The organism is Gymnodinialimonas ceratoperidinii, assembly GCF_019297855.1.
GTDB classification, from domain to species: domain Bacteria; phylum Pseudomonadota; class Alphaproteobacteria; order Rhodobacterales; family Rhodobacteraceae; genus Gymnodinialimonas; species Gymnodinialimonas ceratoperidinii.
The window spans coordinates 2,734,035-2,749,073 of record NZ_CP079194.1 but is presented as its reverse complement, the minus strand read 5'-3'; the positions used below and the strand labels follow the sequence as shown (position 1 = coordinate 2,749,073).

Annotated in this window: 19 protein-coding genes; 16 read left to right on the top strand and 3 right to left on the bottom strand. The window is 65.8% G+C overall.

The features are described 5' to 3' along the window. Positions 1-56: 56 nt before the first annotated feature. The 3 genes from rplI to rpsF are packed head-to-tail and all read right to left on the bottom strand — an operon-like array spanning position 57 to position 1,309. Positions 57-683, bottom strand: a complete 627-nt coding sequence (gene rplI, locus KYE46_RS13305) for a 50S ribosomal protein L9 (RefSeq protein ID WP_219001099.1) — start codon at positions 681-683, stop codon at positions 57-59. Positions 684-695: 12 nt separating this feature from the next. Continuing rightward, positions 696-923, bottom strand: a complete 228-nt coding sequence (rpsR, locus tag KYE46_RS13300; protein ID WP_011454743.1) for a 30S ribosomal protein S18 — start codon at positions 921-923, stop codon at positions 696-698. A 32-nt stretch (positions 924-955) separates the two neighbouring features. Continuing rightward, on the bottom strand, positions 956-1,309 hold the full coding sequence (gene rpsF, locus KYE46_RS13295) for a 30S ribosomal protein S6 (RefSeq protein ID WP_219001098.1): 354 nt from the start codon (positions 1,307-1,309) through the stop codon (positions 956-958). Between the two features lie 347 nt (positions 1,310-1,656). Between rpsF and KYE46_RS13290 the strand changes: the two genes are divergently transcribed. From KYE46_RS13290 to KYE46_RS13215, 16 genes are all read left to right on the top strand, one after another. Then, the gene (locus KYE46_RS13290; RefSeq protein WP_219005150.1) at positions 1,657-2,613 is read left to right on the top strand and encodes a hypothetical protein; all 957 of its coding nucleotides are present in this window, start codon (positions 1,657-1,659) and stop codon (positions 2,611-2,613) included. A gap of 192 nt (positions 2,614-2,805) precedes the next feature. Further along, positions 2,806-3,747, top strand: coding sequence for an ACP S-malonyltransferase (fabD, locus tag KYE46_RS13285; protein WP_219001097.1), 942 nt, complete (start codon positions 2,806-2,808; stop codon positions 3,745-3,747). Then, on the top strand, positions 3,744-4,157 hold the full coding sequence (locus tag KYE46_RS13280) for a hypothetical protein (RefSeq protein ID WP_219001096.1): 414 nt from the start codon (positions 3,744-3,746) through the stop codon (positions 4,155-4,157). The genes fabD and KYE46_RS13280 overlap by 4 nt, the downstream gene beginning before the upstream one ends. A 66-nt stretch (positions 4,158-4,223) precedes the next feature. Beyond that, a complete protein-coding gene (fabG, locus tag KYE46_RS13275) occupies positions 4,224-4,961 on the top strand; it encodes a 3-oxoacyl-ACP reductase FabG (protein ID WP_219001095.1) in 738 nt (245 codons plus the stop codon). Between the two features lie 231 nt (positions 4,962-5,192). Next, complete coding sequence (locus KYE46_RS13270) at positions 5,193-5,429, top strand: acyl carrier protein (RefSeq protein WP_219001094.1); 237 nt, start codon at positions 5,193-5,195, stop codon at positions 5,427-5,429. Between the two features lie 247 nt (positions 5,430-5,676). Continuing rightward, positions 5,677-6,933, top strand: coding sequence for a beta-ketoacyl-ACP synthase II (fabF, locus tag KYE46_RS13265; protein WP_219001093.1), 1,257 nt, complete (start codon positions 5,677-5,679; stop codon positions 6,931-6,933). Positions 6,934-6,939: 6 nt separating this feature from the next. Then, positions 6,940-8,097, top strand: coding sequence for an endolytic transglycosylase MltG (mltG, locus tag KYE46_RS13260; protein ID WP_219001092.1), 1,158 nt, complete (start codon positions 6,940-6,942; stop codon positions 8,095-8,097). A gap of 481 nt (positions 8,098-8,578) precedes the next feature. Next, a complete protein-coding gene (locus KYE46_RS13255; RefSeq protein WP_219001091.1) occupies positions 8,579-8,935 on the top strand; it encodes a hypothetical protein in 357 nt (118 codons plus the stop codon). Further along, on the top strand, positions 8,850-10,205 hold the full coding sequence (locus KYE46_RS13250; protein WP_219001090.1) for a DNA-packaging protein: 1,356 nt from the start codon (positions 8,850-8,852) through the stop codon (positions 10,203-10,205). The genes KYE46_RS13255 and KYE46_RS13250 overlap by 86 nt, the downstream gene beginning before the upstream one ends. Positions 10,206-10,295: 90 nt before the next feature. After that, a complete protein-coding gene (locus tag KYE46_RS13245) occupies positions 10,296-11,456 on the top strand; it encodes a phage portal protein (protein ID WP_219001089.1) in 1,161 nt (386 codons plus the stop codon). Then, positions 11,453-11,701, top strand: coding sequence for a GTA head formation protein, RCAP_rcc01685 family (locus KYE46_RS13240; protein ID WP_219001088.1), 249 nt, complete (start codon positions 11,453-11,455; stop codon positions 11,699-11,701). Before KYE46_RS13245 ends, KYE46_RS13240 begins: the two co-directional genes overlap by 4 nt. Before the next feature lie 9 nt (positions 11,702-11,710). Beyond that, positions 11,711-12,262, top strand: a complete 552-nt coding sequence (locus KYE46_RS13235) for an HK97 family phage prohead protease (protein WP_219001087.1) — start codon at positions 11,711-11,713, stop codon at positions 12,260-12,262. 52 nt (positions 12,263-12,314) lie between these two features. After that, the gene (locus tag KYE46_RS13230; protein WP_219001086.1) at positions 12,315-13,523 is read left to right on the top strand and encodes a phage major capsid protein; all 1,209 of its coding nucleotides are present in this window, start codon (positions 12,315-12,317) and stop codon (positions 13,521-13,523) included. A 167-nt stretch (positions 13,524-13,690) separates the two neighbouring features. Then, positions 13,691-14,278, top strand: coding sequence for a head-tail connector protein (locus KYE46_RS13225; protein ID WP_219001085.1), 588 nt, complete (start codon positions 13,691-13,693; stop codon positions 14,276-14,278). Continuing rightward, positions 14,275-14,601 (top strand): phage head closure protein, encoded by a 327-nt coding sequence (locus tag KYE46_RS13220; protein ID WP_219001084.1) that lies wholly within the window; start codon positions 14,275-14,277, stop codon positions 14,599-14,601. The genes KYE46_RS13225 and KYE46_RS13220 overlap by 4 nt, the downstream gene beginning before the upstream one ends. Further along, positions 14,598-15,008 carry a DUF3168 domain-containing protein gene (locus KYE46_RS13215; RefSeq protein WP_219001083.1) on the top strand — a complete coding sequence of 137 codons (411 nt, stop codon included), beginning with the start codon at positions 14,598-14,600 and terminating at the stop codon, positions 15,006-15,008. The genes KYE46_RS13220 and KYE46_RS13215 overlap by 4 nt, the downstream gene beginning before the upstream one ends. The last annotated feature ends 31 nt before the right edge of the window (positions 15,009-15,039 follow it).

The window sequence follows — 15,039 nt, the reverse complement described above, 5'->3', positions numbered from 1 at the left end:
GGCCGCCTCCGGTGGGAGACGGCCTAAATTTTCGTGAAGAGCCACGATCGGCGGGATTACTCCTCGTCGGAGGCTTCCTCATCGTCCGCTGCCGGGGCAGGGGCGTCGTCATCGTCTTCGTCGAGACCGGCAGCGCCGATGTCGTCGAAGAGTTCGGAGATCTCGAACTCGGCCTGTGCTTCTTCTTCAGCGGCCAGATCCTGAATGGATTTGCCCGATGCCTGAAGCTCGGCTTCTTCCGGCGAGCGTGCCACGTTCAGCTCGATCTCGACGGTGACTTCGGGGTGCAGGTTCACGTTGACCGTGTGCAGACCGAGGTCCTTGATCGGCGCGGTCAGGGCGACCTGCTTGCGATCGACCGAGAAGCCTTCCGCGGTCGCCACATCGGCGGCGTCACGGGTGGTGACGGAGCCATAGAGCGCACCGGAGTCGGAGGCGGAGCGGATGACGATGAACTGCTGGCCGGCGAGCTTTTCGCCCAGGGCCTCGGCTTCCTTCTTGGTTTCCAGGTTGCGCGCTTCAAGCTGCGCTTTCTGGTCCTCGAAGGCGGCCTTGTTCATCTCGTTGGCGCGAAGCGCCTTTTTCTGCGGCAGCAGGTAGTTGCGCGCGTAGCCCTCTTTGACAGAGACCACCTCGCCCATCTGACCCAGTTTCGCCACACGTTCCAGAAGGATAACGTCCATGATGTGCGCTCCTTATTTGACGGCGTAGGGCAGCAGGGCGAGGAACCGGGCGCGCTTGATCGCCTTGGCGAGCGCACGCTGGTTCTTGGCACCTACAGCGGTGATACGGGACGGCACGATCTTGCCACGCTCGGAGATGTAGCGTTGCAGCAGACGCGTGTCTTTGTAGTCGATCTTCGGCGCGTTCTCGCCCTCGAAGGGGTCGGTCTTGCGGCGGCGGAAGAATGGTTTAGCGGCCATTGGAATATCCTTTCAAACGGTCAGCGGTCGAATCAACGACGCTCGCGACGGGTTTCACGCTCATCGCGCTTTTGCATCTGGACGGAGGGGCCGTCCTCGTGGGCGTCGACCTTGATGGTCAGAACGCGCATCACGTCGTCATGCAGGCGCATCAGGCGCTCCATTTCCTGAATCGCTTCCGACGGGGCGTCGGTGCGCAGGAAGGAATAGTGACCCTTGCGGTTCTTGTTGATCTTGTAGGCCATTGTCTTGACACCCCAATATTCGGTGTCGACGACCTTGCCGCCGTTGTCGGCGAGGACGGTGCCAAAGTGCTCGTTCAGCGCTTCGGCTTGCGTGTTGGACAGGTCCTGACGCGCAATCATCACGTGCTCGTAGAGAGCCATGGGAACTCCAGTTCATCGTTTCGGGCGCGTTTCAAAGGCCGGGCTGTTTGTGTCCTTGCCCCCCGGCCACGAGGGATCACGCCGATCAATATCTCAGCAAGGATGCGCGCGTGTACGCCGCCCCACCGCAGTTGTCCACCCCCGCGAGGGGCCGCCACGGGGCTGCTGCCGGGGCTCGCGAAGGGACGCGGGCCCAAGGGACACAGGGTTTTCCGCTTTCTGCCGTAATTCAGCCACAAGGGGAAAGCACCTTTCGCTTGGGGTAAAACGTTTGTTCTGCGCCGGACTTGAGACAATGCGCAGGAAAAGGGCCCGTGCGGCCCATGTATATCTAGGGGAGTTTCTCCATGACCTATCGGCGATTCATAGAGAGCGATGATGGCGCAGTAACCATCGACTGGCTGACAACGATGGCGGTCATGGTGGGACTTGGCGTAGCGATCTCGGAATCGACCGGCGGCGCGCTGACGGAACACTCCGGCAATGTGCATGGCGAGTTGCAGGGCGGCCAGTTCGAGACGGCATGGGACGCCAACCTCGTCGTGCAACCGGTGCTCGAAGAAGATCCCTGCGACATCAACGGCAACAACGGGAATGGCAACGGCAACGGGAACGGCAACAACGATTACGAAGGCGAGTGCTACGGCAACAACAACGGCAACAACGGCTGGGGTAACGGCGATCAGGATGCGCCCGGCGGCTCCGGACCCAATAACAATGCCGAGAACAGCACCGATCCCGACCGCACCGATCCCACGGCGGGCAACCAGGGCGGTGCCGGCACGACCGACCCGGACCCGGATCCCGATCCACAGCCCGATCCCGACCCCGATCCGCAACCTGATCCCGATCCTGATCCCGGCTCGCAGCAGGCGGGGGCCGATGGCTGCCCGACCTCGGCGCTGTCCGGCACCGAGGCGTCGGGCACCGGGCGCGGCATGTATTCGGCGGACCGCTATGCGGTGACGGCAGGCGGCCCGACGTCGCTGTCGTCCTGCGGCTCGCATAACTACCCCTCGGACGTGGGCTATTTCACCGCCGCGCCGAGCTTCACCTTCAACCTGAGTGGCCTTCAGGGCTACGAGCGCGTCGAGATCGAGACCCTGGGTCGCGGCAATTGCGATACCGTCCTTCTGGTCCGCGATTCCCACGGCAACTGGTATCACGACGATGATTCCGGCAGCGGCCGCCGCTCGAAGATCAACCTGACGGACATGACGCTGGCGACCGGCCGGGTGGACGTCTGGGTCGGCATGTACGGCGATGACAGCTGCAACGTCACGCTCGAGATGGAGACCTGGTAAGGCCCCGCGATCCGCGTCGCCTTGCATGAATGGAACCGCGCCAAGGGCAAGCCGCCCGTGGCGCGGTTTTTCATGTGCGGTGCGGCCGGTGCGCTGTCGCCGGGGCGACAGGCGAGGTTATTGCGCCGTGGGCGGGGTTAAGGTAGCTGAATTGCACCAAGAACGTCGATGCCAGCCTTAAGGAGCCGCGCCATGACCCGAGCATTCATCTTCCCCGGGCAGGGGGCACAGACCATCGGCATGGGCCGAGCCCTAGCAGAGGCATATCCGGCGGCAAAGGCTGTCTTTTCGGAGGTTGACGAGGCTCTGGGCGAGAACCTCTCCGCGCTGATCTGGGACGGCGAGATCGAGACGCTGACCCTCACCCGCAACGCGCAGCCCGCGCTGATGGCGACCTCCATGGCCGCGATGGCGGCGCTGAAGGCGGAGGGCGTCGAGGTGACGGCGGCCTCTTACGTGGCGGGCCATTCGCTGGGCGAATATTCGGCGCTTTGCGCGGCGGGCACCTTCAGCCTTGCCGATACGGCGCGGCTTTTGCGGTTGCGCGGCGAGGCGATGCAGGCGGCGGTTCCCGCCGGCGAGGGGGCCATGGCGGCGATCCTCGGGCTCGACCTCGACACCGTGCAGGAGGTGGCCTCTGCCGCGGCGCAGGGTGACGTCTGCGAAGCGGCCAATGACAACGACCCGGCGCAGGTCGTGATCTCAGGCGCAAAGGCCGCCGTGGAGCGCGCTTGCGACATCGCCAAGGAAAAGGGCGCCAAGCGCGCGTTGCTGCTGCCGGTGTCCGCCCCGTTCCACTGCGCGCTGATGCAGCCCGCCGCCGACGCCATGGCGCAGGCGCTGAGCGAGGTCGACATGGAGGCACCGGTGGTGCCGCTGGTGGGCAACGTGAGCGCTCGGGCGGAAAGCTCGGCGATGGTGATCCGCAACAACCTCGTCGATCAGGTCACCGGCCGCGTCCGCTGGCGCGAGAGCGTGGCGTGGATGGCGGCGGAAGGCGTCACCGAGGTCTTCGAGATCGGCGCCGGCAAGGCGCTCTCGGGCATGGTCAAACGCATCGACCGGGGCATCGCGACCCATACGGTCGGCACCCCGGAAGAGGTCGCCAAGGCCGTCGCGGCGCTGAACCAATGACCTTCAACGAGGCCGTGGCGCTGCAGCCCATGTGGGTGCAGATATGGCTCAACGTCCTGTTTGCAGGGGCTTTCGTACTGCCACTGGGCTTCCTGATCTGGCGCGAGAGCCGCTTGGCCGGGGTCCTGACCCTCGGGGCTTCGGTGCTGGCAGCGCTGGCGACCACGTGGATGTACGGGCAGATGGGCTACGTGAAACTGCTCGGGCTGCCGCACATCATCTTGTGGACGCCCCTCGCGGTGTATCTCTGGCGGCAGATCCGACGCGCCGACATGCCGCTCTGGCCGCGTCGCCTGATGTCGGTGACCTTGGTGATCATCGTGATCTCGTTGCTGTTCGATTACGCGGATGTGGCGCGTTGGATCCTCGGCGAGCGTGCGCCGATGGCAGGCACCTTGGCCGCAGAGTGACGCCGTGTTTGCCGAAACGGCCCGGGCGCATTAAGCTGGCTTCAGAAGAAACGGATAGGGGTGGAAATGTTTGACCTGACAGGAAAAAACGCGCTGGTGACCGGCGCGTCGGGCGGGATTGGTGCGGCGATTGCGCGGCAGTTGCACGCCGCGGGCGCAACCGTGGGCCTTTCGGGCACGCGGGTGGAGCCGCTGGAGACGCTGGCCGCCGAGCTTGGTGAGCGTGCCCATGTCCTCCCCTGCAACCTGAGTGACGCGGAGGCGGTGGACGCCCTGCCCAAGCAGGCGATTGCGGCGATGGGCAGCCTCGACGTGCTGGTGAACAACGCGGGCATCACCCGTGACAACCTTTTCATGCGCATGTCCGACGAGGAATGGGCGAGCGTGCTGGAGGTCAACCTGACCTCGACCATGCGGCTCTGCCGCGGCGCGCTGCGCGGCATGATGAAGGCCCGTTGGGGGCGGATCATCAATGTTTCCAGCGTGGTAGGCGCCACCGGCAACCCCGGTCAGGCAAACTACGCGGCCTCCAAGGCGGGCATGGTGGGCATGTCGAAATCGCTGGCCTACGAGGTCGCGAGCCGCGGCATCACGGTCAACTGCATCGCGCCGGGCTTCATCGAGACGGCGATGACGGACAAGTTGACCGACGACCAGAAAGAGAAGATTCTGGTGCAGATTCCCGCCGGGCGCATGGGCTCGGCCGACGAGATCGCCGCCTCGGCCCTGTTTCTGGCGAGCCCGGAAGCAGGCTACCTGACCGGCACCACGATGCATGTGAATGGCGGGATGGCGATGCTTTGAGCGGTCTGCCGCCAAGGTTGACCTTACGTCAGAAAGGCATGCTGAAGGCATTGCCATGGCCGCAACATATGCTATAGGCGGCGCAGATTTTGCCGGGGGGCTTGTTCGCCCGGTTGGCCTTTCCCACCTGTTGCGGGTGGTGGGGGGCATCCCGAGAGGCCGCTACGGCAACACTGAAACAGGGGCGCACAGGTTCGTGCATTTGCCCTGACACAAGATGAGGAACGTAACATGAGCGACGTCGCAAGCCGCGTTAAAAAGATCGTTGTTGAGCACCTGAGCGTGGACGAAGATAAAGTTGTCGAGGGCGCGTCCTTCATCGACGATCTCGGCGCAGATTCGCTCGACACCGTCGAGCTGGTCATGGCCTTCGAAGAAGAATTCGGGATCGAGATCCCCGACGACGCAGCCGAGACGATCCAGACGTTCGGCGACGCGGTGAAGTTCATCAGCGAAGCCACTTCCTGATAGCATCGTTTCTGGCGCCACAAGCGCCCGTGATTTTACGGCGTTCGGAGCGATCCGGGCGCCGTTTCTGTTGGAAGGGACGCGGCGTGGTGGCATGGTTGCTGCGCAAAACGCGCCGAGGTCGTACTTTCCGCCGCCTCGCAGGGCATCTGCAGGGGCGTTTCCCGCCGAGGCGCGCCCCAAGGGATTGCGCCTTGGGGGGCGTTTCCGGTAATTGAACAGGCAAAGACGCAAAAGGGATTTGGGCATGCGGCGAGTGGTTGTGACGGGTCTGGGGCTGGTAACTCCCCTGGCATCGGGCGTTGAGGAAACGTGGAGCCGCCTTCTGGCGGGAGAGTCGGGCGCGGGTCCGATCACGCGGTTTGATCCGACAGGTTACGGCACGACTTATGCCTGCGAGGTTCCGCGCGGCGACGGCACGAACGGGACGTTCAATCCCGACGACTGGATGGAGCCCAAGGAACAGCGCAAGGTCGACGACTTCATCCTTTACGGCATGGCAGCCGCGGTGCAGGCCGTGGAAGACGCGGGCTGGACGCCCACGGACACCGAGAGCCTCGAGCGGACCGGCTGCCTGATGGGCGCGGGCATTGGCGGGCTTTCCTCGATCGCCGACACGTCGATCATCCTCAACGAGCGCGGACCCCGCCGGGTCTCGCCCTTCTTCGTGCCGGGCGCGCTGATCAACCTGATCTCGGGCCAGGTCTCGATCCGGTACGGCTTCAAGGGGCCGAACCACTCCGTCGTCACGGCCTGCTCCACCGGTGCCCATGCCATCGGTGACGCGGCACGGCTGATCGCGCTCGACGACGCGGACGTGATGATCGCGGGCGGCGCCGAGAGCCCGATCTGCAAGATCGGCATCGCGGGCTTCAACGCCTGCAAGGCGCTCTCGACCAAGCGCGCGGATGAGCCCGAGAAGGCCTCGCGCCCCTGGGACTCCGACAGCGACGGTTTCGTCATGGGCGAAGGCGCGGGCATGGTCGTGCTTGAGGAATACGAGCACGCCAAGGCGCGTGGCGCAAAGATCTACGCCGAGATCCTGGGCTATGGCCTGTCGGGCGACGCCCACCACATCACCGCCCCGCCCCCCGATCACGAGGGCGCGGAGCGGGCCATGCGCGCGGCGCTGAAACGCGCGGGCCTCGAGCCGTCGGCGGTGGATTACGTCAACGCCCACGGCACCTCGACCATGGCGGACACCATCGAACTTGGCGCCGTGGAGCGCCTGATGGGCGATCACGCGAAGAACCTGCTGATGTCCTCCACCAAATCGATGACCGGGCACCTTCTGGGCGCTGCCGGGGCCATCGAGGCGATCTTCGGCATCCTCGCGATCCGGGACAACGTGGCACCGCCCACGATCAACCTCGATGATCCCGCGGCGGAGACGGAGATCAACCTCTGCGCCAACGAAAAGCAGGAAGGCGAGATCAACGTCGTGCAATCGAACTCCTTCGGATTCGGCGGCACCAATGCCTGCCTGATCATGGGCCGGGTGTAACCGGTCATGTGGAAGCACATTGCAGCCAACGGGATTTCGTTCCTGATCGTCATTCTGATTGCTGCCGCGGCCGCCCTTGGGTGGGGCCAGCATCAATGGACGGGCGAGGGGCCCTTGACCTCTGCCACCTTCTTCGAGGTGGAGCGGGGCGATAGCCTGCGCCGTGTCTCGGAGCGTCTGGAAGAGGCAGGCGCCATCCGCTCGGCGGAAGTGTTCCGGATCGGCGTGCGCGCGGCGGATCGCTCCGGCGATCTGCGCTTCGGCAACTACGAAATCCCCGCCGGCGCCAACATGGCCACCGTGCTCGAGATCGTGACCGCGGGCGGGCCGTCCTCGTTCCGGTATCGCGCAACCTATGTGCTGCGGAACTCGGGCACCGGGGAATTGCGCCTGAGCGAGCGGGACCCGGCGACCGGAGAGGTCGAGGAAATCGCGCGCTTTGCCTACGAGGAAGGCGTGCCGGTCGAATATGCGAACCTCGTCGAGGAAGGCGTGCCGATGCAGTACCGCCTGATCATCCCCGAGGGGCTGACCAGCTGGCAGGTCGTTCACGGCTTGATGGCGGCCGACTTCCTTGAGGGAGAGGTTCAGGACATCCCGCAGGAAGGCATGCTCGCGCCGACCACCATCGACGTGAACCGCGGCGCGGACCGGGGCGAACTGCTGGCCGACATGCAGGCCGCGCAGGAGCAGATCCTGGCGGAGGTCTGGGAGAACCGGGCCGAGGATATCCCGATCTCGACACCGGAAGAGGCGCTGATCCTCGCCTCGATCATCGAGAAAGAGACCAGCGTGCCCGAGGAACGGGGGCGTGTGGCCTCGGTCTTCACCAACCGCCTGAACCAGGGCATGCGCCTGCAGACCGACCCGACGGTGATCTACGGCGTGACCAACGGGCGCGGGATCCTCGGCCGTGGCCTGCGTCAGTCGGAGTTGCGCGGTGAGACCCCGTGGAACACCTATGTCATCGACGGTCTGCCACCCACGCCGATCGCCAACCCCGGCCGTGCGGCGATCGAGGCGGCGGTGAACCCCGACAGCACCGATTTCGTGTTCTTCGTCGCAGACGGCACCGGCGGCCATGCCTTCGCCACCACGCTGGAAGAGCACAACGCCAACGTCGCGCGGTGGCGTGCCATCGAGGCTGAGCGCAGCAACAACTGAGGCAAGAGGCTGCCGTTGCAGGTTAGGGGCGCGTGATCTCGGCCCTACGAATGCGACGGCAGCCGCCTCTTGGCCCCCTCAATTTCATCGGTTTGTTAACCTTTGAGACGAATGATGCGCGCTCGCGGATTGCGGCGCGCATTTTCTTTGGGCCGAGCGCGCGGTGCCTGTGCCGGAGCGCGTGCGCGCCAGCCCCAGGAAACATTGGCGCAAAAGCGCTATGGTTAATCGTTCGTTAGCGCGCGGTGCGTCCGTTAACCCTTTGAAAACGCAATATTAGTTGACCCACCGAACGGCCCATGGCATCCCTTTAGGCAAGCTGGAAGATGTGGGCAAACGGCCGATCAAGGGTACGCCTTGGGGGCCGTTTCTTTTTGTCCGGGTGAGACGGGGCGCACTGCCCCGGCGGACCAAAGAGCGTGGCAGCGCTGCTGCATTCTGCTCGTGACCGAGAGCAATCACGGACACGGGAACGACCAACATGACCAAAGCTATTGATACTGAACCCTCGGAAGAGACGCGGGACGAGACTCTGGTGCTTCAGGCGCAAGAGGCCTTCGACCGCGCTGTCCGGGCGCTGCAGGACAGCTGCAAGACGCTGGAGCAGGCGCCCGACGCCGGAGAGGGCGATGTCGCGAAAGCGGTGCGCCAGATGAACGGCGCGTTTCTGCACACCATGGAAATGCGGGAGAAGGCACGTGAAGCAGGTTGCAAACGGTTCGGATCGGGCGGGGCCGGAAAGCTCGACCTCGATGAGGCACGGGCTGAAATCGGGCTCCGCCTGGCTTGCCTGCGTGGATCGGGACACGGAAGCGGCGTTCCTGAGCTCTCTGAATGAGAACGCGCTGGCGGCCCTGCCGTGGTTGTTCGAGTTCTGGGCCCTGCCGCACCAATTGCCCCCCGAGGGCGATTGGACCACCTGGGTGGTGCTGGGCGGGCGCGGAGCGGGCAAGACGCGGGCCGGAGCGGAATGGGTCCGCTCGATGGTGGAAGGCGCCACGCCTGAGGCGCCGGGGCGCGCCCGGCGGGTGGCGCTGATCGGCGAAACCTACGACCAGGCGCTGGCGGTGATGGTGAAGGGAGAGAGCGGGCTGATCGCCTGCTCTCCACCCGACAGGGTGCCGCGCTGGATCGCCACGGAGCGCAAGCTGGTGTGGCCCAACGGGGCGGAAGCGAAGGTCTTCTCGGCCCATGACCCCGAAGCGCTGCGGGGGCCGCAGTTCGACCTCGCGTGGTCGGACGAACTGGCCAAGTGGCCCAAGGCACAGGAGACCTGGGACATGCTGCAATTCGGCCTACGGCTGGGGCAGCATCCGCAGCAGATCGTCACCACGACGCCGCGCAACGTGCCGGTGCTCAAGACCCTGCTGGCGCGCGACCGGGTGGCCCATACCCACGCGCCCACCGAGGCCAACGCGGCCTACCTGGCAGAGTCCTTCCTGACCGAGGTTCGGCTGCGCTACGGCGACACGCGATTGGGACGACAGGAGTTGGACGGCGTGCTGCTGGACGACGTCGAGGGCGCCCTGTGGGGGCGCCCTGAGATCGACGCGGGGCGGATCACGGAGGCGCCGGAGCTGTCGCGGGTGATCGTGGCGGTCGATCCGCCGGTGACGGGCCATGCCGACTCGGACGCCTGCGGCATCGTCGTGGTCGGCATCATCGAGAGCGGCGACCCGGCCTGCTGGCGCGCGGTGGTGCTGGAGGATTGCTCGGTTCAAGGGGTGTCGCCCAACCAATGGGCCAATGCCGCCGTGGCCGCCTACCACCGCCACGCGGCCAGCCGGATGGTGGGCGAGGTGAACCAGGGCGGGCAGCTTGTCACCGACGTCGTGCGCTCGGTCGATCCGACGATCAACTTCCGCGAGGTGCGCGCCTCGGTCGGGAAGGTGGCGCGCGCCGAACCCGTGGCCGCGCTCTACGAGCAAGGGCGGGTGGTGCATCTGGGCACCCACGCGGAGTTGGAAGATGAGATGTGCAAGATGGCGGTGACCGGCTACGAGGGGCAAGGCTCTCCGGACCGGGTCGACGCGCTGGTCTGGGCGCTGACCGAGGGCATGCTGGTGCCCGCGAAGCGCCGCTTGAACCCGGCGATCCGCAACCTTTGACGACAGATTGAACCGGCCGCGTCCAGTGGCCGACGACCCGGAAAGCGCAGGCCTTCCGGCTCTTAACGTATGACTTGAGGAGAGGCTTATATGGCATTGGATTTCCTGAAGAAATCTCCGAGCAAGCCGCCGGAGGCAAAGGCCTCGGCCAGCGCCCGGCTGGCGGTCTGGGGATCGTCCGGCCGCGTGGTCTGGAGCCCGCGCGACGTGGGGTCTCTGACCAAGAACGGCTTTCTCGGCAACCCGGTGGGTTTCCGCGCCGTGAAGGTCATCGCCGAGGCTGCTGCGGCGCTGCCGGTGGTCTGCGCCGATGCGGAGCGCCGCTATGAGGCGCACCCCCTCCTGTCGCTTCTGGCGCGTCCCAACGCGGGCCAGACCCGCGCGGACCTTCTGGAAGCGGCCTTCGCGCAGCTTCTGCTGTCGGGCAATGCCTACCTGGAAGCGCTCGTCACCGAGGACGCCTTTCCGGCGGAGCTGCACGTCTTGCGCTCGGACCGGATGAGCCTTGTGCCGGGGGCGGACGGCTGGCCCAAGGCCTATGATTACACCGTCGGCGCGCGCAAGCATCGCTATCCGGCGGAGGTGATCTGCCACATCCGCAACTTCCACCCGCAGGACGACCATCACGGCCTCGCGCCGATCCAGGCGGCGGCGACGGCGATCGACGTGCACAATGCGGCGGCACGGTGGTCGAAGGCGCTGCTCGACAACGCGGCCCGGCCGTCAGGGGCGATCATCTACAACGGGTTGGACGGGGCGGGCACGATGAGCCCGGACCAGTTCGACCGTTTGCAGATGGAGCTGGAGAGCCACCATCAGGGCGCGCGCAATGCCGGGCGGCCGATGTTGCTGGAGGGCGGGCTGGATTGGAAGCCGATGGGCTTCAGCCCCTCGGACATGGAGTTCCAGAAGACCAAGGAAGCCGCCGCCCGCGACATCGCGCTGGCCTTCGGCGTGCCCCCGATGCTGCTCGGCATTCCCGGCGACGCCACCTACGCCAATTACGCCGAGGCCAACCGGGCATTCTACCGGCTCACCGTTCTGCCGCTGGCCGAGCGGGTCTGGGCCTCCGTCTCCCATTGGCTCTCGGGCCTGTCGGGTGACGCGGTGACGGTCCGGCCCGACCTCGACGGGGTGCCGGCGCTGGCGGCCGAGAGGGAAGCGCAATGGCGGCGGGTCTCCGAGGCCACATTTCTGAGCGACGCCGAGAAACGCCGGATGTTGGGGCTGCCGGAGCAGCCCGAGCCATGAGCGAGCCGCGCGGGGTGAGCGGCTCTCGCTACCTCTATGCGCCGTTCGACGCCGCCAACGCGCAGATCGAGGCCAACGAGCGGGTGCAGCAGGAGCGGTGGGCCGCGCTGGCGTTCCGGCTCGAGGCCATCGAGCTGGCGCTGCAACGGCTGGAAAAGCGCCTCTGGCTGGCGGTCTTTGGCGTCGTCTCGGTGATCCTGGCGCAGGGCATCAGTCAGCTACTCAACATGAACGTCGGCGTATAGGAGCCTGATATGAATACGATTCTTCCAAGCGGGTTGGAGGCGAAGTTTCAACGCTTCGACAGCGACCTGACGCTGGACGACGATTTCGCCATTGCGGGATACGCCTCTTTGTTCGGGGCCCGAGATCAGGGCGGCGATCTGGTCGAGAAAGGCGCTTATGCGAAATCCCTGGGCGCAGGCCGGAAGGTCAAGATGCTGTGGCAGCACGACCCGAGTGAGCCGATCGGCATCTGGGACGAGATCCGCGAAGATGACCGCGGATTGTTCGTCAGGGGACGCTTGCTGAAGTCGGTGGCGCGGGCCCGCGAGGCGGCGGCCCTGACGCGCGCGGGGGCCATCGACGGGCTCTCCATCGGCTACCGCACGGTGAAATCCCACAAGGACGAGAAGGGCGCGCGCTGCCTGTCGGAGGTGGAGCTTTGGGAGGTGTCGCTGGTGACCTTCCCGATGCTGCCCGACGCGCGCCTCGCGCCGCATGAGGCCAAGTCCGACGTGCTTCACGAATTGGCGAAGGTGTTCGAGGACGCTCGCCTGAACCTGGCGGCCCGGAAGGCCCGCTGATCGACCGCTTCCGGCGCTCCGGGAGCCTCACCTCAACCGTAAGGGACACCTCATGACCGAGACCCATGACCGGGGCGCGGCCTGCGCACCCGATGACCTGCATGTGCCGCGCGCGGACGTGGCTGAAGTCAAGACCGCGATTGGCGGCTTCTTAAGTGAATTCAATGATTTCCAAGACGACATGAATGCAAAACTCCAAAAGCAGGAAGACCGTATCGCCATGCTGAATACCAAGACGACTTCTTTCGCCCGACCCGCACTCTCGGCGGAGATCGACACCACCGCGCCGCACAAGCTGGCGCTGAAATCCTACTTGCGCTGCGGCGACGATGACGCCCTGCGCGGGCTGGAACTGGAGGGCAAGGCGATGAACACGGCCGTCAATGCCGAGGGCGGCTACCTCGTCGATCCGCAGACCTCCGAGATGATCCAATCGGTGCTGCGGTCCTCCTCTTCCCTGCGATCCGTGGCCAATGTGGTGACGGTCGAGGCGACCTCTTTCGACGTGTTGATCGACAGCACCGACACCGGTGCGGGATGGGCGGACGAGGTCACCGCGACGGCGGAAACCGACACGCCCACGATCGAGCGGATCTCGATCGCGCTGCATGAATTGTCGGCGCTGCCCAAGGCGTCGCAGCGCCTTCTGGACGACGCGGCTTTCGACATCGAAGGCTGGCTGGCGGGGCGGATCGCCGACAAGTTCTCGCGGGCCGAGGCGGCCTCGTTCATCAGCGGCGACGGCGTCGGGAAGCCGACGGGCCTGCTGAACCACCCGACGGCGGCCAACGGCTCCTGGAGCTGGGGCAACCTTGGCTACGTCGCGACCGGAACGGCGGGCGACTTCGACGCGTCCAACCCGGCCGATGCAATTGTCGATCTGGTCTATGCCCTGGGCGCCCGCTACCGCGCCAACGCGAATTTCGTGATGAATTCGAAAACCGCCGGCGCCGTGCGGAAGATGAAGGACGCCGACGGCCGTTTCCTGTGGTCCGACGGATTGGCCGCAGGAGAGCCCGCGCGCCTGATGGGCTACCCGGTGTTGATCGCCGAAGACATGCCCGACATTGCCGTGGATGCCATGGCCATCGCGTTCGGCGACTTCGGCGCGGGCTACACCATCGCCGAGCGGCCCGACCTGCGCGTCTTGCGCGATCCCTTCTCGGCCAAGCCGCATGTCCTTTTCTATGCCACCAAGCGGGTCGGCGGCGACGTGACGGACTTCGCGGCGATCAAGTTGATGAAGTTCGGCGTCAGCTGATCTGAGGTCATCGATCCCGCTCCGGGGCCAATGCGGCCTTGGGGCGGGTGGGGCGTGTGTGCGGGCTTTCGCGGGTCCAGCTGCGCGTCTCTCCGCATGAGCAGCGCGGAGGCAAGTGCCACGCCCCAGCTCTTCCCAGAGATCCTAAATTTCTAGGAGATATCAAGATGATGATGGTCGAATTGACCTCCGTGCCCAGTGCGGCGCTGCCGGTGGAGGCGCTGTCCGAGCACCTGCGTCTCTCCTCCGGGTTTGCCGATGACGGCAGCCAGGATGCGCAACTGGAGGATTGTCTGCGGTCCGCCATGGCAGCGATCGAGGCGCGGATCGGGAAGGTGCTGATGCAACGCCAATTCGCGCTGACGCTGGTGGTCTGGCACAATCCGGCGAGCCATGGGTTGCCTGTCGCCCCGGTCTCGAGCGTCGACAGCGTGACGCTGATTGCGCGCGGCGGGGAGGAGACGCTTGTCGATCCTGCCCGCTACACGCTGCTGCCCGACGCTCACCGCCCGAGCCTCGATGCCACGTCCGGCGCTTTGCCGACGCCCACGCCGGGGGGGACGATCGAGGTCGTGCTCACGGCGGGATACGGGGCCGCCTGGCCATCGGTTCCTGCCGATCTCCAGCGCGCGCTGCTGGCCCTGGCCGCGGAGTTCTACACCCTCGGTGCCGCAGCACCGCGGCAGATGCCCGCCGCGGTGATGTCCTTGATCGAACCCTATCGTCAGATCCGTCTGCGCGGGGGGGTGGCATGAGGGTGCCCCATCTCAATCGTAAGCTGACGCTGGAAGCACCGAGCCGTGCGGAAGATGGCGCGGGCGGATTTGCCGAGGTTTGGCAGGCACTTGGCACGATCTGGGCGGAAGTCCTGCCACGCGGTGCCGGTCGGGAGGTGGAGGCCTCGGAGCTGAAACTGAAGATCACCATGCGCGCGGCCGCCCAAGGTGCGCCGTCGCGCCCCACGGCGGCCATGCGGTTTCGCGACGGCGACCGGGTCTACCACATCGACGCGGTGACGGAGGCTGACGCGACGGGCCGTTACCTCGTGTGTTTCGCAAAAGAGGAGGTGGGCGCATGAGCTATGCCGCCACAGCCGCGCTGCAGGAGGCCGTCTACGCCGCGTTAACCATGGACGCGTCGGTCGCGTCCCTGACCCAGGGCGCGATCTACGACGCGCTGCCGCCGGGTCCGGTGCCGCCGATCTACGTGAGCCTCGGACCGGAAAGGGCGCGCGACGCCTCGGACGCCACAGGGTTCGGCGCGGTGCATGACTTCCCGGTGACGGTCGTCTCGGACGCCGCGGGGTTTCACACCGCCAAGACGATTGCAGCGGCTGTTTCCGATGCCTTGAGCGACGCGGATTTGACGCTCGCGAGAGGCAATCTGATCGGCCTGAGGTTCCTGCGTGCGCGCGCCCGGCGGGTGGGCGACGGCCGCGAGATCGAAATCTGGTTTCGCGCGATGATCGATGCAAGCGGCGCGTGAGCGCTGATCTAACCAAATGATAGAAATGGAG

Coding starts and splice junctions, on each gene's coding strand:
- rplI (WP_219001099.1), bottom strand. CDS start 683: ATGGACGTTATCCTTCTGGAACGTGTGGCGAAACTGGGTCAGATGGGC.
- rpsR (WP_011454743.1), bottom strand. CDS start 923: ATGGCCGCTAAACCATTCTTCCGCCGCCGCAAGACCGACCCCTTCGAG.
- rpsF (WP_219001098.1), bottom strand. CDS start 1,309: ATGGCTCTCTACGAGCACGTGATGATTGCGCGTCAGGACCTGTCCAAC.
- KYE46_RS13290 (WP_219005150.1), top strand. CDS start 1,657: ATGACCTATCGGCGATTCATAGAGAGCGATGATGGCGCAGTAACCATC.
- fabD (WP_219001097.1), top strand. CDS start 2,806: ATGACCCGAGCATTCATCTTCCCCGGGCAGGGGGCACAGACCATCGGC.
- KYE46_RS13280 (WP_219001096.1), top strand. CDS start 3,744: ATGACCTTCAACGAGGCCGTGGCGCTGCAGCCCATGTGGGTGCAGATA.
- fabG (WP_219001095.1), top strand. CDS start 4,224: ATGTTTGACCTGACAGGAAAAAACGCGCTGGTGACCGGCGCGTCGGGC.
- KYE46_RS13270 (WP_219001094.1), top strand. CDS start 5,193: ATGAGCGACGTCGCAAGCCGCGTTAAAAAGATCGTTGTTGAGCACCTG.
- fabF (WP_219001093.1), top strand. CDS start 5,677: ATGCGGCGAGTGGTTGTGACGGGTCTGGGGCTGGTAACTCCCCTGGCA.
- mltG (WP_219001092.1), top strand. CDS start 6,940: ATGTGGAAGCACATTGCAGCCAACGGGATTTCGTTCCTGATCGTCATT.
- KYE46_RS13255 (WP_219001091.1), top strand. CDS start 8,579: ATGACCAAAGCTATTGATACTGAACCCTCGGAAGAGACGCGGGACGAG.
- KYE46_RS13250 (WP_219001090.1), top strand. CDS start 8,850: ATGAGGCACGGGCTGAAATCGGGCTCCGCCTGGCTTGCCTGCGTGGAT.
- KYE46_RS13245 (WP_219001089.1), top strand. CDS start 10,296: ATGGCATTGGATTTCCTGAAGAAATCTCCGAGCAAGCCGCCGGAGGCA.
- KYE46_RS13240 (WP_219001088.1), top strand. CDS start 11,453: ATGAGCGAGCCGCGCGGGGTGAGCGGCTCTCGCTACCTCTATGCGCCG.
- KYE46_RS13235 (WP_219001087.1), top strand. CDS start 11,711: ATGAATACGATTCTTCCAAGCGGGTTGGAGGCGAAGTTTCAACGCTTC.
- KYE46_RS13230 (WP_219001086.1), top strand. CDS start 12,315: ATGACCGAGACCCATGACCGGGGCGCGGCCTGCGCACCCGATGACCTG.
- KYE46_RS13225 (WP_219001085.1), top strand. CDS start 13,691: ATGATGATGGTCGAATTGACCTCCGTGCCCAGTGCGGCGCTGCCGGTG.
- KYE46_RS13220 (WP_219001084.1), top strand. CDS start 14,275: ATGAGGGTGCCCCATCTCAATCGTAAGCTGACGCTGGAAGCACCGAGC.
- KYE46_RS13215 (WP_219001083.1), top strand. CDS start 14,598: ATGAGCTATGCCGCCACAGCCGCGCTGCAGGAGGCCGTCTACGCCGCG.